This window comes from Ignavibacteriota bacterium (assembly GCA_016212665.1).
Classification (GTDB): domain Bacteria; phylum Bacteroidota; class Ignavibacteria; order UBA10030; family SZUA-254; genus FW602-bin19.
In genome coordinates, this window is sequence record JACREZ010000029.1 from 1 (window position 1) to 15233 (window position 15233).

Here is a 15233-nt window from a genome sequence, read left to right on the forward strand (position 1 = left end):
ATAATGCTGTTCTGTCCTTCACCGAGAATGTATTGTGTAAACGTGAAGTCGTGGCTTGTCGTGTCTAACGTTGTCACATGAAGTATTGTGCCGCGCCCCGCTTTATATGTGTAAGTATGTTTCGGCAACAATTCTTCATCAAAAATTACTGTAACAATTGGAGGGTGGAGAGTGGTAAGTAAACTATCATCCCGGTGTACCGTAAAATCATCGCTGCCGTTACTCATTGTAACACGGAGCCATAGTTCTGTTACACCGTTCTCCTCTAAGGTAAGTTGCGGTATGGGGATTATCTCTACTCCAGTTTCGTTGCACGAGCAACCAAACATTACAAGACAGAGAAAAAGAAAAAGGATAGCAAGTCGAAATATTATTTCGACTGAATCAAGTCGCCTGATGTTCTCAAATCCCTTGGTGTATAAGTTAGTAAACATTATTCACCTTATTGGTTATGGATTCTCCTGTAAACATACGGAGAGCAAACGTAATATTCAATCTTCCTTTCACGATACCTTGTATTGTAATTGTACTGCCGCAACGTTAAAAAAATCTCTGTCCGTGTAAAACCTCAAACTAAACCACCCCGGCATCTCCCAAAATTACCGGGGCGATAAAGAAAGGTGAGCCGGCTTTTCCTAACCAGCTTTGAGATAGGAATGGCTCACCTTTTTGGTTGTTAAAACCCCCTGTCCGGGCTCGCGTTAGTATTGAAGTTTAATCCACGAAAACTTCGGATGATGATGGTCTGAAGAGCAATACGTTGGATTAGTGTAAAGGAACGGAAATTGTGCTTGATTATCAATACGTAATCTACCCTATTTTTGGGTAGTAAATTACCCTCGCGTCGTAAAACTACGATACGAGGATAAAAGAGGGGGAAAAGAGGAAAAAACGAGAAATGCCACTCCTGTACGAGCGTCGTTACAATATGATGTGGCCTTTTTTGCTTGCGTATTTTGTGAGAAGCGCTGGAACGAGATGGCTATGGTGTATTTCAGTTTTAGACATTACAAAAAAACCGTTCTGTTAGAACACAGAACGGTTTTTTTAAAAGTCAATCCATCATTTCACATGGATCTATTTTACATAAATTATTTTCTTAACTTCAGAAAATTCTCCTGCAACCATCCGCACCTGATAAATTCCGCTTGACATTCCGTTCGCATTCCATTCAACAAACCTGTACCCTGCAACCTGCAACCCGTCAACCAACGTTGCTACTTCCTCACCGAGTGTGTTATATACTTTAATCGTAACAAAACCTTGTACCGGAAGTTGATAACTGATAACAGTACTCGGGTTAAACGGATTCGGGTAGTTCTGATGTAATGCAAAGGAGGTCGGGAGCGATACTGCATTACTACCGGCATAACGAAGCGTAAGTTTGTTCGACTGTAGAGAAGAGAAACCGACGTTTGTCATTTCCTTCTGTCCGTCTTCCGATTCGAGCATCCATTTTCCTTTTTGCATTGGCTGAATATTCCATTCAATTGTCAAGGGATATTCGGGAGACTGAATCGAGATGGGGAGTGATTTGTTTTCTTCTTGTACAGTTTCAACAAATTGTTGTGATGTAAACCGAACATCGAACGCGCCAACCGGCGGAACAGGGGGGAGTTCGAAATATTCTATTGGCACAAGCGATAGTTCTTTGTTCCCAAAATATAAAACTTGTTTATGATTGAAGTTATCCTTGAGCGTCAATGTGTTCAGTTGGGATATTGTTTTCTGAACAACTTCTTCTGAGTTTGAAGACTTGGCGAATGCGGATAAAACTAATTTTCCACTGTTCGATGTTTTCACCCAATATCCTTTTCCGGGTTGAAGAGTCGTTGCCGCCTGATAACTTCCGTCAAATCCATAGTACGAGGAAGAGACAATCCCTGCGGGGATGCTGGAAATCTTCGAGGTCGCAATTGCTTCGCCTGATGCGCCGATGATGTTCCACTTGCTGTTTACATAGATAGTATCTTTCAGTGTCATTGTTCCAGTTACCTGAACAGAATCAGTTTGGTCGAACTTCAACCAATAGCCGGTTCCGTGTTCAAGTGAATCTGCCGACACATAGCCGCCCTCGTAGGCAAACGCTTGTGAAGTTGCGGAAGGAAATAGTGTACTCACACTTTTGTCTTCCACGGAAAGAGGGAGCGAAAGTAAATTCCAACTTGCATTGAATGAGATGTTGCTCGTCGTTTCATACATCGTCGGTCCGATATAAATATCATCTACATACCAACCATCGGCATTGTTCGAAGAGTTAGCAACAAGACGAAAACGAACAATCACAGTGTCGTTCGTATAGGCAGAAAGGTCGAAGCGTTCTGTAAACCAATCGTTTGCATCTGCTGAATAATCAGTCCATTCAGGATGCAAGTTCATGTTATAGACTCGTAACGAGGTCCAACTTTGTCTTTGGTTCTTACTGATTTCAAGAAATCCAAAATCGGCAAAAGCAATAATTGCTATCGTTTTGAATTGAAGCATGCCCGTGCTACCGAGAATAACCGGGGGCATTTCAACATATGAAGTGGTTGAATGTGGATACAACCCACCCGGACTATCAGTTAAAGAATGTGTGCCGCTTGCAGATGCATCCATGGTTGAATCCCAAGTTCCTGTTTTATTGAGATACGGAAGGGATGATTCAAAATCTTCCGAGAGCAGTGTGAGAATTCCGCCATAGGCAGTTACCGATGATGTTGCCGCGCTGTAATGGACTGGCGTTTCATTATCTCGTGCTTTGATATAGTAGGAATGAAATCCCTGGACACTATCAATGTGTGAACGTGTTTGACCGGAATCGGGAGAAGTTTGTGCAACACTATCAACAAGGACTCCATCCCGGTAAATTAAAATATATGCAAGGTCGTTGAGCGGTGTTCCGTCAACCTGACGAGAGGGGTTTTTCCACGTAAGTAATGCGCCGCCCGTTGCATCGAGCGCATTGAAATTAGATGGAACGTTCGGAGTAGCATGTCCTCCGGCATACGCACCGGCAATCGCTCCGGTACTCGAATCGGCTGCCGTTACAGCACGAAGGGTGTAATTGTAATACTGATGCAACGTTAACGAATTATCTGTGTAGTGTTCGATTCCCGAATCAACGACTGCGATGAGAGTGGTATTTCTGTACAAGTGCATCTCATAGTTTGTCAGAGGGTCGCCGGAATTCGTTTCCGTCGGGTCGTTCCATGTCAACTGAACACTGTTCGGGGTTTGGTAATCGCTGTATGCAGTGAATGACTCAGGCGTTTTCGGTCCGTTCAAATTTACATCAACAACATATAATCCTGATGACATATCGCCGACGATAATTTTTCCGGAAGGAAAATACGGATAGGTTGACCACGCACCATCGTAGTTTGCATTGTCATTACTTGGATATGTATCGTATCCTCCTACTTCCACAGGAGAAGCCGGGTTCGTTATATCAACTACTTTTACTCCGGCAGTATAGTACGACATGATTGCAAGATTATCTTTCACAAACACATTATGCACAATTGCAGTTGGGCTCCCGACATACTCAGCAACTTTTGTAAACGTTGGAGGATTTTGCATGTCCCAGATTTTGAGTGTCTTTGCTGTTCTTCCAATTTCATCTGTTGATAAAACGTATCTCCCATCAGAAGTTGTTGTTGTATTATGAGTGCCTGCATCGTCATAAGAAATAGTGTGAAGTAATTGCGGACTCGTCTTATTCGTTGCATTAATAATTTGAACACCTACTCCGTAAATTGCCGCACCGTAAATTGTATCGTTGCGAACAAAGCAATCATGAATGTAGTTGCCTGCAAACTCGCCTTGATACGCTGGGTTGAGCGGGTCAGCAAGACTAAAGATGAGAATTCCGCCCGGAGACCAGTTTGCACATCCATTGAGATACATGTATCCATCTTTGATATGGAGTGTATGCCCGCGTGTGATATTTTTTGAGCCTTGGGAGTAATAAAAACTCTTGACGAGATGAACGGAATCGGGTAAATATGAAAGGTCCATTATCTGAACACCGCCGCCACCTTCACTGACATTATAGGCATAATTGCCGTGAACCTGTAACTCCCGCCAACTCGAACAAACACCGGGTACAAAATCCCGTTCAACCATATTGTTTACGTCGGTAATTTCAACAAAGGAAGTCCCGCAATAACTGCCAAGGATTGCATATTCCCGACCGCTTCCATCAGTCCATCCCCAAGCGCCGGAAACGTATGAACCACCCTGAGGGGGAATAAAATGCCCCAGATAACGGACTGCGCCTGTTGCTTGAGCGAATGTTTGTACTTGCGTACATAAAAGAATTGTTAAAATGATTTTCAAATAGAACATTGATGATTTCATTATATCCCCGATGAATATTTATTTATGAATTACGTTATCGTAAAATAATCAATTTCTTCCTCTGAACCGCATGTGTTCCATCACGTTCATTCACTTCTAATTGATAGAAGTACACGCCGCTTGGAACACCTTGCGCATCCCATTGAACAGAATATTTTCCTGGCGACTTTTCCTCATTCAGTAATACCACTGCTTCTCGACCCAGCACATCGAATACCTTCAACGTCACAAATCCGAAATCCGAAATCCGAAATCCGAAATTCGTTGTCGGATTGAACGGGTTCGGAAAGTTTTGTTCAAGCGATATTCCGGCAGGAGTATTTATTGACTCTTCTTCCACGCCGACTGTCGAAGCGACTGTAATATCATCAATGTACCAGCCATCCATTTGCCTGCTTGCATCAGTGACAAGTAAGAACCGGAGATACACTGTATCACCTGCGTAACGGGATAAACTTACTGTTTGAGGAAACCAATCACCACTATCGGCAGAACTGTCTTTCCACTCTGCATGATATGATGAGTGAGCGACATAGAGCCGGGTGAATGTTTTGTTATCGGTCGAACCTTCAACAAAACCAAAATCTCCCAGACCAATCGTTCCAATTTGTTTGAATGAGAGAACATGATTTGCCGTCGCCCTGAGCGGCGGAAGTAAAAAGTACGTGCTTGAATTCGTCGGATAAAATCCTTCAGGACTATCGGTTATTGATGCGTTACCTGAAACTGAAATAGCGTGGGTTGTATCCCAATCACCCGTGTGAAAGACTGAGGATAATCCCGAATCGAAATTTTCTGAATAAGAAGAAGAGACCGAACCTGCGTAATCAAAAATTGGCTCAGTCAGGGAACTGGTATTGTTCGGAGTTTCATTATCGCGCGAGAGGATAGTATATGTATGATATCCGGATGTTGAATCAATGTATTCGCCATACGATGCAGTGTCATCCGTATTCACATTCACTGTTCCAATCAAAGCGTTGTTTCTGTAAATATCAATAAATGCTAAATCGTTCAGCGGGGTTCCGTCTAATTGTTGAGATGGAGTTATCCATGAAATTTTTGCACCAGCATCAATACTGGTAACATCGAATGAAGTAGGAGGTTTGGGTTGCGCATGTCCACCCGCATACACGGTGAATCCTGTTGCTGAACTTGAATCAGTTGCAGACACAGCACGAACCGAGTAACGATACGCTTGGTGAAGTACCAATCCTGAATCGGTATATTGCTGAACGCCTGAATCAACCTCCGCAATAAAAATACCATCACGATAAATATGAATTGAAAAATCAGTTAAAGGAGTTCCCGAAACAATTTCAGTCGGGTCAACCCATGACATTGTTGCAGAAGATGGAGTTTGAAAATCACTGTAGGCTCTGAAGAACGTTGGAGTCCGTGGGGCGTTGGGATTTATATCAACAATGTACAACCCGGTTTCCATATCCCCGATGATGATTTTGCCAGAAGGAAAGAATGGATAGGTTGACCATGCGCCCGTGTATGCTGCAATGTCAGAATTCGGATATGTATCGAATCCACCTACTTCGACGGGATGAGTGGGGTCAGCAATATTCAGAATTTTTAATCCCGCAGTGTAGTATGACATGTACGCTAAAGTATCTTTAACAAAGACATTGTGTACAATCGCTGTAGGATTGCCTTGATATTCTGCAACCTTCGTTACTGTTGGCAAGTGTTGGATGTCCCAGATTTTTAGAGTCTTCGCAGTAGTCCCGATTTCATCTGTGGTGAGAAGATATCGTCCATCGGATGTAGTTGCACAATTATGTGTGCCTGCACCCGTATAATTGAATCTAGTGATGAATATTGGATTCGATTTATTAGAAACATCAACAATGTCAATTCCTCCATCATAAATTGCTGCGCCGAACAAGGTATCGTTTCTTGCAAAACTATCATGGTAGTACCGTTCGCTATATTCTCCCTCGAATGTTGGATTTTCCGGGTCGGCAAGGTTGAAAATAACTGCGCCACCGCGAGGCCAGTTACTGCATCCATTCAAATACAAATATCCGTCCTTGATGTGGTTGGTATGAGAGGAAGAAATATTTTTTCCACCTTGAGAGTAATTAAAACTTTGAACAAGATGTACCGAATCGGGTAAATACGAAAGGTCAATAATTTGAACACCGCCACCTCCTTCAGTGACGACATAAGCATAGTGTGAATGAGTTTGAAGTTCTCTCCAAGTTGATGAGGGTCCCGGCACGAAATCCCTTTCAACAGGATTATCGGCGTCGGTTATCTCGACAATGGATGTTCCCGAATAACTTCCCAACAATGCGTACTCTTTTCCCGAAACGGTATCTGTCCATCCCCAGCATCCGGCGACGTAGGAACCTCCTTCCGGCGGAACATAATGACTTAGAAGCCGCACTCCCCCTGATTCCTGAGCAGGAGATATGTGTAACAAAACAAATACTGTGATAACACCTATAAATAAAGTACGAACCATTTGTTTTCTTTCTCTGAACGGATTAAATAATGGATAAAGATAAAAAATGTGAACTAAAGTACAGAAATCAAATAATTCACACAACAACTTGAGCATTTTGCTTGACTATCTCAATTCCTTTTCGTATTCTTATCCAACAACTATGACGTACTGGCTGTTGAAAACTGAACCAACATCGTTTTCTTTCGCTGACTTACTTCGTGAGAAGAAAGCAACTTGGGACGGTGTGTCAAATAATCTCGCCCTTAAGCATCTCCGCTCAATCAAAAAGGGAGACATTGTCTTTATCTATCATACCGGAGACGAGAAATCGGTTGTCGGATTGGCGGAAGTTGTCTCAAATCCATATCCCGACCCAAAGCAAAGCGATGAAAAACTTGTTGTCATTGACATAAAACCTAAACGAACTTTCTCCCGAAAAGTTTCTCTTTCTGAAATAAAATCAAGAAAAGATTTTGCACAGTTTGATTTAGTCAGGAATTCCCGACTTTCCGTTATGCCAGTGAGTGAAACCCACGCAATATCACTCTTGAAATTATCTGAATCTGAATAATCCCATGAAAAGTACAACCTTCGTTCTCTTCTATATTATTTTCTCTGCTTGTTTGATTTCACAGACGAGGAATATCACTTCAACGATGGTACATTACACAAGCGGAGAAGATACAGTCCATGCATACCTAAGTATTCCTGAAGGAAAAGATACTGTTCCGGCTATCATTCTGATTCATGAATGGTGGGGTCTGACAGATTGGATGAAACAAAACGCTCGCTCTTTTGCGAGAAATGGGTATGCGGCGCTTGCTCTTGATTTATATCGCGGAAAAGTTACTACGCTCCCGGATGAAGCAAGAAAAATGAAAACCGAATTACCGAAGGCGCGTGTTTCACAAGATGTCCGAGCCGCGTTTCGTTTTTTGCAGCAACAGCAAAATATATCGCCGGAAAAAATCGGCGCGATTGGTTGGTGCATGGGGGGAGAATATTCATTGAAGGCGGCGGCGGAAATCTCTGAACTTGCTTCCACTATTGTAGTGTACGGTGAATTGTTGAATGACTCTTCATCAATCAAAGCAATCAACTGTCCTGTACTGGGAATTTTCGGGGAAGCAGATGCCTCAGTAACTCCGGCAAAAGTTAAAGTTTTTCAGGATGCGGCTTTATCATATGAAAAACAATTTGAGATGGAGATGTATCCCAACGCCCGACATGCGTTTATGAATCCGAATAATGAAGCAGGATACTCCGTGCTTGCCGCGTCGGGAGCGTGGATTCGGATTTTTACTTTTATTGAAAAAACTTTATCGCACTAACCTGATGAAAACAGAACGATGATGAAAAATTTCACTTTGAAAATATGGCATTGGACGAAATCGTATGTGGAACGATATCCTATTGTTATTGCTGCTGTTGTTATCTATCTGTATTATTTCGTTACCTCACTCAATCTGTTTGAACACTCGGACCAAAAAAGAACATTCTTCGATTTTCTCGTCCAGTTCGATTCACTAATACTGCTGTGGTTGATTGCCGCGGCGTTGCTTCAGATCCAGAAGTATCGCAAAGCGAACAAAAAAGAAATCGAACGTCGGCATGAAGTTGAGCGGATTATTGACCGCCAAAAAATTTACAAACAGATAGTCAACGATGTTACGATGTTGATGCAGGACAGTGTCAACAATCCTCTCGCAATTATTTCGGTTACCACACAGGAACTGCGCCGCAAATTTGAAAAAGACGAAGAAATGCTTCGCTGGATAGGAAGAATCGAAACATCCGTCGCCCGTATCAATGATACGATGCGCGGCTTGCGGGGCTACGAGGCGGAAAAGATGCTCGAATCAACGACCGAGATAGTAACTCACAAAGAACCGGCAGACTAATTTTTATCGTTGGAAAATATTTCCGCCTTCGGCGGAGGAACATTTCACATCTATCTTCATTTCTTTTCCGTCTCGACGCACTAAAAATCTAAGCGTTTTCCCAACCAATGCTGTTCGCGGATTGAATATCTTCGCAAACGACGCTATTGATTGAAATTCAATGAGAGTTTTTTCTGCGCCGGAGGTCGGGTCGAGTTCAGCATCGCCGAGCGATGAGTCTTTCACGGTGATTGCCCCGAATTTATATACGCCAAGTATCACATCGCCTGTCTTCAAAGGAGAACCGGAGATGTACGGTTCGGAAACAACGATGTTTTGCGCTCCGACTTTATACCAGATTCCAAAGAACGGCGCCCCGACAGGTGCAACCGTGACATGAAGTACCGGCGGTAATAAATCTGAAACAACTTTTGATTCGACATATGGCATTTTCGGAGTTTCCATTGTCTGGAGGAGGTTGAAAAATTCCCGCGACTTTGTCACCATATCGCGCATAGATTCCCATACTTTCGTCCAACCGCCATTCTTTTGAACTTCACCTGTTTGAACTTCTGTTTTTTGTTTCCATGGCGTAGTATAAAATTTCAAAATTTCGTCCACACCTTCCTGAGCATTTTGTACGGCGTGATGAAATCGCTGTGTCAATCGGTTGGTGTTATCATCGAACGCCGCTTGTGTGAGAATTTCCCGTTCGTTGTTGAGCGTTCGTAACATACTCTGACCGGTAAAAAGAGAATTATCAACATAGGGGAGTAGCGATTTCACTTTTCCCTGAGCATCGGTATTCCACTTCAAATCCGATTTGTAATGTCCATCTTTGATTTCATCAACTGCACGGAGATATTTCCATAACATCCTGTTGTATTCGTTGATGTATTGAAACTCGCGTTGGTCATATGCCAACCGCTGTGGAGTTTGAACCGAATCTCCTGATGCTTCCAGAAGTGAAGTCGCAGTGAACATCAAACAAACAAGTACCAGAAAATAAAAATGAAGCACAGAAATAAATCTACTTCGTACCATTATAGACATTGTAATTCTCCAAAATAGTTCTTGAAAATATTGTATTCCGAAAAGGACGCTTGCCAATACACAGGTAAGCATTCTCGTCGAGAGATATAGCCGAATCAGTGATTCGACTTACATTTCAATCTGAATATACATAAATGAATAAGAAATGCAATTGAACGAAATCAACAAAATTGGTTCTGTTCAGAGTAAAAGAAAGAGATTCTTGTCGCGTGAAATTCAACTTCTTATGTCAGCGTTATAAAGAGTTGGAGGATGGGTAGGCGTTACAATTGTAATCTCGTCTGTTTGAAAGCCTCATTTCTCAGCGTCATCGGATGATTCGGGAGTCAGTAATTGAATGAGTGGTTTTGTTTATGCCCATTTTTTATTATATTTCTCCGTCTTTTTTCAAAAACCAAGTGAATTTGGTGTGATTTAATCGTTCTTTGGAGGGATTACTATGAAACATGTACAATCAGATTTAAGAATCAGAATTTCCCAACTCTCCGAAGGGATTCACAATTATCAGTTAATTTCACATCCGACCGAACTTGACTTGGCGGAGAATTTTCAGGAGTCCATCTCTATAGATGCCTCCCTCGAAAAAACAAAACGCCAACTCTATTTGCGGGCTTCGGTTTCAACTAAAGCAAAATTTCAGTGTGACCGTTGTGCGGTTGAATTTGATTTTCCGATTCAATCATTGTACAACATCTGCTACACATTCGACGAAAAGAACTCCGAGTCTTTTCCTGATGATGAGTTGAGGACAATTCACATCGGTACGCCATATCTCGAACTTGTAGATGACGTTCGGGAGTGTATCATGTTGGCGGTTCCGATGAAACTCATTTGCAAGGAAGAGTGCAGGGGACTTTGTCCGCACTGCGGCGTGAACATGAATGAGAAAGATTGTGTCTGCGCAGAAGAAAACACTGATTCACGGTGGGTGCATGAGCCCCATGGCGCATCAGCGCCATTTGACGTATTACGAACATTGATATCAAACAATAAAAATTAAGGAACAAGAGAATGCCAAATCCGAAACGGCGACATTCGAAATCTCGTGGCGCAAAGCGCCGTACACATTACAAGGCAACTGCGCCGTCAACGGGCGAATGTCCCAACTGCCACGACCAGAAACTTCTTCACAGAGCCTGTCCGAATTGCGGCTACTATAATAGTCGCTCTATCATGATTCCGAAAGAATCATAACTCCATTTCTACCATTGTTCATACACCGATGAATTTTCGGTGAACTTGTGGACGACACACACACGATACGAATTGCAGTGGATGCGATGGGTGGCGATTACGCTCCTCAAAATGTTGTCGCGGGCGCGCTTGATGCTCTCCGCGAATCCAACAACAGGTTCGAGGTCGTACTCGTCGGACAGGAATCTCTTATCCGTTCGCATCTCCAACCATCTTCCGCTGAGCGATTGAATTACAAGATTGTTCACGCGGCAGATGTGATTGATATGCACGACGGCGCAACAGCCGCGCTCCGACAGAAGAAAGATTCCTCCATCGGTATCGGAATGACTTTGCATAAAGAAGGGAAAGTTGACGCGTTCGTCAGCGCGGGACATACCGGCGCGATGGTCTCCGCTTCAACGCTTATTCTTGGTCGGCTTGATGGCGTGAGTCGCCCGACAATCGGCGCATTCTTTCCAAGCGAAAAGGGTGTTTGCCTGTTGCTCGATGCCGGAGCGAATGTGGATTGCCGTCCTCAGCACTTGTATGAGTTCGCCATCATGGGGAGTATCTACGCGAAGGAGATGTTTAATTTTTCCAATCCATCGGTCGGACTTCTCAGCGTCGGCGAAGAAGAATCGAAAGGAAATGAAGCAGTGAAAGAAGCGCACAAACTTCTCTCGCAAAGCGGGATTAACTTCATTGGCAATGTCGAAGGGCGAGATATTCTGAGTGGCAAAGCGCAGGTGGTTGTGTGCGATGGATTTGTCGGAAACATCGTCCTGAAATTCGGTGAAAGTATTCCTTCGTTCATCAAGAACAGATTGAAAGAAGCATTCAGCAAAAATCTTTTCTTGAAATTGTTAGGCGGAATGATGAGGAATTCGCTCCGCTCTGTTTTCAAGAGTATGGATTATGAAGAGCATGGCGGAGTGCCGGTGCTTGGAGTGAAAGGCGTGGCGATTATCGGTCACGGTAAATCCACTCCGAAAGCAATCAAGAATATGATTTTGAAAGCGGAAGAGACGGTGCGCAAGAACATCAATGAACGGATACAAGAAGCGCTTTTGTCCGCTGATGGTGGACTCAAACAAATAGCAATTGAAAGGTAAAGAGTTGTCAGAACGAATTCGTGCGGCAATAACTGCCGTTGGTCATTACGTTCCCGAGAAAATTCTCTCGAACAAAGATTTGGAAAAAATGGTGGAGACAACGGATGAGTGGATTCTCACACGAACGGGAATCCGTGAGCGCCGAATCCTTGAACACGGCGCAACGTCCGACCTTGCGGCGCCTGCCGCGCTTGCCTGTTTGAAAAACCGTGGCATTGAAGCGAGCGAGATTGATTTAATCATTGTTGCCACAATTTCTCCCGATATGTTTTTCCCTTCGACTTCGTGTTTAGTGCAGGAGAAAATCGGCGCGAAGAATGCGTGGTGTTTTGATGTTTCGGCGGCATGTTCAGGTTTTGTGTTTGCACTTGTCACCGGTTGTCAGTTCATTGAAGCGGGAACGCACAAAAAAGTGTTGGTAATCGGCTCGGATAAGATGAGCGCAATTACGGATTACACAGACAGAAATACATGCGTGTTATTCGGTGATGCCGGCGCGGCTGTTTTGCTCGAACCAAGCGATGACCCGAACTTGGGAATTATTGACCATCGCCTGTATTCTGATGGCGCTGGAAAAGATGCGTTGTATCAAAAAGGGGGTGGAAGTCTTAACCCGCCAACCTACGAAACGATTGATAACAAAATGCACTACATCTATCAGGATGGAAAGTCGGTGTTTAAAGTTGCCGTGCTCGGAATGGCTGATGTCTCCGCCGAAATCATGAAACGGAATAATCTTACCGGAGCCGATGTAGATTGGCTTGTACCGCATCAGGCGAACTTGCGTATCATTGACGCGTGCAGGGAACGGATGGGACTTGACCCATCGAAAGTCATGATTAACATTGACAAATACGGAAACACAACCGCCGCAACAATTCCGCTTTGTCTTTCAGAATGGTGGCAAGCGGGAAAATTGAAACGTGGGCAAACAGTTGTGCTTGCAAGTTTTGGTGCGGGCTATACTTGGGGAGCGGTGTTGGTGAAGTGGAGTGTGGATAAGCGGTGAGCCGTAGCGTTATTGTGCGATACGAGATGTGTGATATGGTATGTGTTGAATTTGTTGACGACTAAGAACATAAAAGCAAGACTAAAAACAAGAAACGAAAAACTGTAAATGCAACAAGGTGCATACATATTTCCCGGTCAAGGTTCCCAATACGTTGGAATGGGAAAAGATTTGTTTGAGCAAAACGAGACTGCTCGTGAGATGTTCAAGCAGGCAGATGAATTGCTTGGAGTTTCACTCAGCAAGATTTGCTTTGAAGGACCGGAAGAAGAACTCAAGCAAACGAAGAATACACAACCTGCGATTTTCTTGCACAGCGTTATTCTTTCGAAATTGCTCGGGCAACAGGATGTTTCTATGGTTGCCGGACATTCGCTTGGAGAATATTCAGCGTTGGTGTATGCAGGTGTTTTATCGTTTGAAGATGGTTTGAAGATTGTTCGCTTGCGAGGTGAACTTATGCAACGAGCAGGAGAACTTCAACCCGGAACGATGGCGGCAATTGTCGGACTTGAATCGAATATTCTTGAATCTGTTTGTGCAGAAGCAAGCACAGAAGGAATTGTTCAGTGTGCAAACTTTAATTCTCCCGGGCAGATTGTTATTAGCGGCTCAGTTTCCGGAGTGAAGAAAGCAATGGAACTTGCCAAAGCACGTGGCGCAAAGTTAGTGAAAGAATTGGTTGTCAGCGGTGCGTTCCATTCTCCGTTGATGGAATATGCTGTTGAAGGATTATCGAAAGCGCTGGATGCAATCACGATTAATGATGCAACGATTCCCGTGTATGCAAACGTGACAGCAAAGCCCGTAACCAAAGCGCCGGAAATCCGTCAACTCCTGAAAGACCAATTGACGAAACCGGTTCGATGGGAAGAATCAATAAAGAATATGGTTGCAGATGGAGCGAAGAGGTTTGTCGAAGTCGGACCCGGAAAAGTTCTTCAGGGTCTTGTAAAAAGAATTGATGCAAGTGTAGAAGTAATTGGCATTGACAAGTTTTCAGATATAAAATAATGCAAAATGCAAAACGCAAAAATGAAAAAAGATGCCCGGTAGTTGATTCCCGAATGACCAATGACGAATGACAAATAACTAATTACAAAGTATTCAGCCGCCAAAGGCGGGCAAGAAGAATTAAGTACAAATATGAAACTGAATTTAGAAAATAAAATTGCCTTAGTAACCGGCGGTTCGCGGGGAATCGGACGGGCGATTGCTTTGTCGCTTGCTTTAGCCGGAGCGAAGGTAGCAATCGTCTATCGGAGCGCGGCAAGTGAAGCGGAAGAAGTTGTTCAGGCAATCAAAGCGAACGGTGGCGATGCCGTTGCATTTCAAGCAGATGTTGCATCGTTCAATCAAGCGGTGGAGATTGTTACAAAGGTTGTTGCTCAGTTCGGACGACTTGATATATTGGTCAACAACGCAGGCATTACGAAAGACGGTTTACTTCTTCGCATGAGCGAGGAGGATTGGGATGCGGTTATCAACACGAATTTGAAAAGTGTGTTCAATTTTACAAAAGCATCAGCCAAACAAATGATGGGGCAAAGGGCTGGCAAGATTATCAATATCACGTCGGTTGTGGGAATTACCGGGAACGCAGGTCAGGCGAACTATGTTGCTTCAAAAGCCGGAGTCATCGGATTTACCAAATCAATGGCAAAAGAGTTATCTTCACGCAACATTCACGTGAACGCTGTCGCTCCCGGATTCGTGGAAACAGACATGACAGGGAAATTAACTGAAGAACAGCAAAAAGCGATAGCGGAGAAAATTCCGTTGAAGCGAACGGCAAAGCCGGATGAAATTGCAAGCGTGGTAACATTCCTCGCTTCGTCAGCTTCGGATTACATCACAGGTCAAACGATTTGTGTTGATGGCGGGCTGACATTATTATAATAGAGTATATAAATCATAATTCATTAACAATATTACATAAAGGATCCAATCATGGATATCGAAGCAAAAGTTAAAGACATAATCATGAACAAGTTAGGTGTAGAAGCATCGCAGATTACACCTGCCGCATCATTTACCAATGACCTTGGTGCAGATTCGCTTGACACAGTCGAGTTGGTCATGGAATTTGAAAAAGAATTCAACGTTCAGATTCCCGATGAAGATGCGGAAAAAATCACCACTGTCGGTGATGCAATCAGTTATTTAACAGGTAAAGCAAAGTAGTTCATTTGGTCGAAAGA

General features: G+C 43.5%; 14 protein-coding genes. 10 read left to right on the top strand and 4 right to left on the bottom strand.

Going from position 1 to position 15233, the window contains the following annotated elements:
• The 3 genes from HY960_10250 to HY960_10260 form a co-directional block, all read right to left on the bottom strand.
• The coding region (locus HY960_10250) for a hypothetical protein (GenBank protein ID MBI5216120.1) at positions 1 to 434 on the bottom strand (434 nt) is incomplete at its 3' end.
• A 643-nt stretch (positions 435 to 1077) separates the two neighbouring features.
• Positions 1078 to 4329, bottom strand: a complete 3252-nt coding sequence (locus HY960_10255; GenBank protein MBI5216121.1) for a choice-of-anchor B family protein — start codon at positions 4327 to 4329, stop codon at positions 1078 to 1080.
• A 46-nt stretch (positions 4330 to 4375) separates the two neighbouring features.
• Positions 4376 to 6820 (bottom strand): choice-of-anchor B family protein, encoded by a 2445-nt coding sequence (locus HY960_10260; GenBank protein ID MBI5216122.1) that lies wholly within the window; start codon positions 6818 to 6820, stop codon positions 4376 to 4378.
• Between the two features lie 142 nt (positions 6821 to 6962).
• On the opposite strand from HY960_10260, the gene HY960_10265 reads away from it, so the two are divergent.
• The 3 genes from HY960_10265 to HY960_10275 are packed head-to-tail and all read left to right on the top strand — an operon-like array spanning position 6963 to position 8703.
• Complete coding sequence (locus HY960_10265; protein ID MBI5216123.1) at positions 6963 to 7373, top strand: EVE domain-containing protein; 411 nt, start codon at positions 6963 to 6965, stop codon at positions 7371 to 7373.
• Between the two features lie 4 nt (positions 7374 to 7377).
• Entirely contained in the window at positions 7378 to 8133 is a 756-nt protein-coding gene (locus tag HY960_10270) for a dienelactone hydrolase family protein (GenBank protein ID MBI5216124.1), read from the top strand.
• Between the two features lie 18 nt (positions 8134 to 8151).
• The gene (locus tag HY960_10275) at positions 8152 to 8703 is read left to right on the top strand and encodes a hypothetical protein (GenBank protein ID MBI5216125.1); all 552 of its coding nucleotides are present in this window, start codon (positions 8152 to 8154) and stop codon (positions 8701 to 8703) included.
• A gap of 3 nt (positions 8704 to 8706) precedes the next feature.
• On the opposite strand, the gene HY960_10280 is transcribed toward HY960_10275, so the two are convergent.
• Positions 8707 to 9735: a hypothetical protein gene (locus tag HY960_10280; GenBank protein MBI5216126.1), complete on the bottom strand. Its 1029-nt coding sequence runs from the start codon at positions 9733 to 9735 to the stop codon at positions 8707 to 8709.
• 439 nt (positions 9736 to 10174) lie between these two features.
• On the opposite strand from HY960_10280, the gene HY960_10285 reads away from it, so the two are divergent.
• The 7 genes from HY960_10285 (at position 10175) to HY960_10315 (ending at position 15216) form a co-directional block, all read left to right on the top strand.
• On the top strand, positions 10175 to 10735 hold the full coding sequence (locus HY960_10285; GenBank protein ID MBI5216127.1) for a DUF177 domain-containing protein: 561 nt from the start codon (positions 10175 to 10177) through the stop codon (positions 10733 to 10735).
• Positions 10736 to 10746: 11 nt separating this feature from the next.
• Positions 10747 to 10929, top strand: coding sequence for a 50S ribosomal protein L32 (gene rpmF / locus HY960_10290; protein ID MBI5216128.1), 183 nt, complete (start codon positions 10747 to 10749; stop codon positions 10927 to 10929).
• An 86-nt stretch (positions 10930 to 11015) separates the two neighbouring features.
• Positions 11016 to 12023, top strand: a complete 1008-nt coding sequence (plsX, locus tag HY960_10295) for a phosphate acyltransferase PlsX (protein ID MBI5216129.1) — start codon at positions 11016 to 11018, stop codon at positions 12021 to 12023.
• Positions 12024 to 12039: 16 nt separating this feature from the next.
• The gene (locus HY960_10300) at positions 12040 to 13032 is read left to right on the top strand and encodes a ketoacyl-ACP synthase III (protein MBI5216130.1); all 993 of its coding nucleotides are present in this window, start codon (positions 12040 to 12042) and stop codon (positions 13030 to 13032) included.
• Between the two features lie 108 nt (positions 13033 to 13140).
• A complete protein-coding gene (gene fabD, locus HY960_10305; GenBank protein ID MBI5216131.1) occupies positions 13141 to 14046 on the top strand; it encodes an ACP S-malonyltransferase in 906 nt (301 codons plus the stop codon).
• A 138-nt stretch (positions 14047 to 14184) separates the two neighbouring features.
• Positions 14185 to 14931 carry a 3-oxoacyl-[acyl-carrier-protein] reductase gene (gene fabG, locus HY960_10310; protein ID MBI5216132.1) on the top strand — a complete coding sequence of 249 codons (747 nt, stop codon included), beginning with the start codon at positions 14185 to 14187 and terminating at the stop codon, positions 14929 to 14931.
• Positions 14932 to 14979: 48 nt separating this feature from the next.
• Positions 14980 to 15216, top strand: a complete 237-nt coding sequence (locus HY960_10315; protein MBI5216133.1) for an acyl carrier protein — start codon at positions 14980 to 14982, stop codon at positions 15214 to 15216.
• Positions 15217 to 15233: the final 17 nt, after the last annotated feature.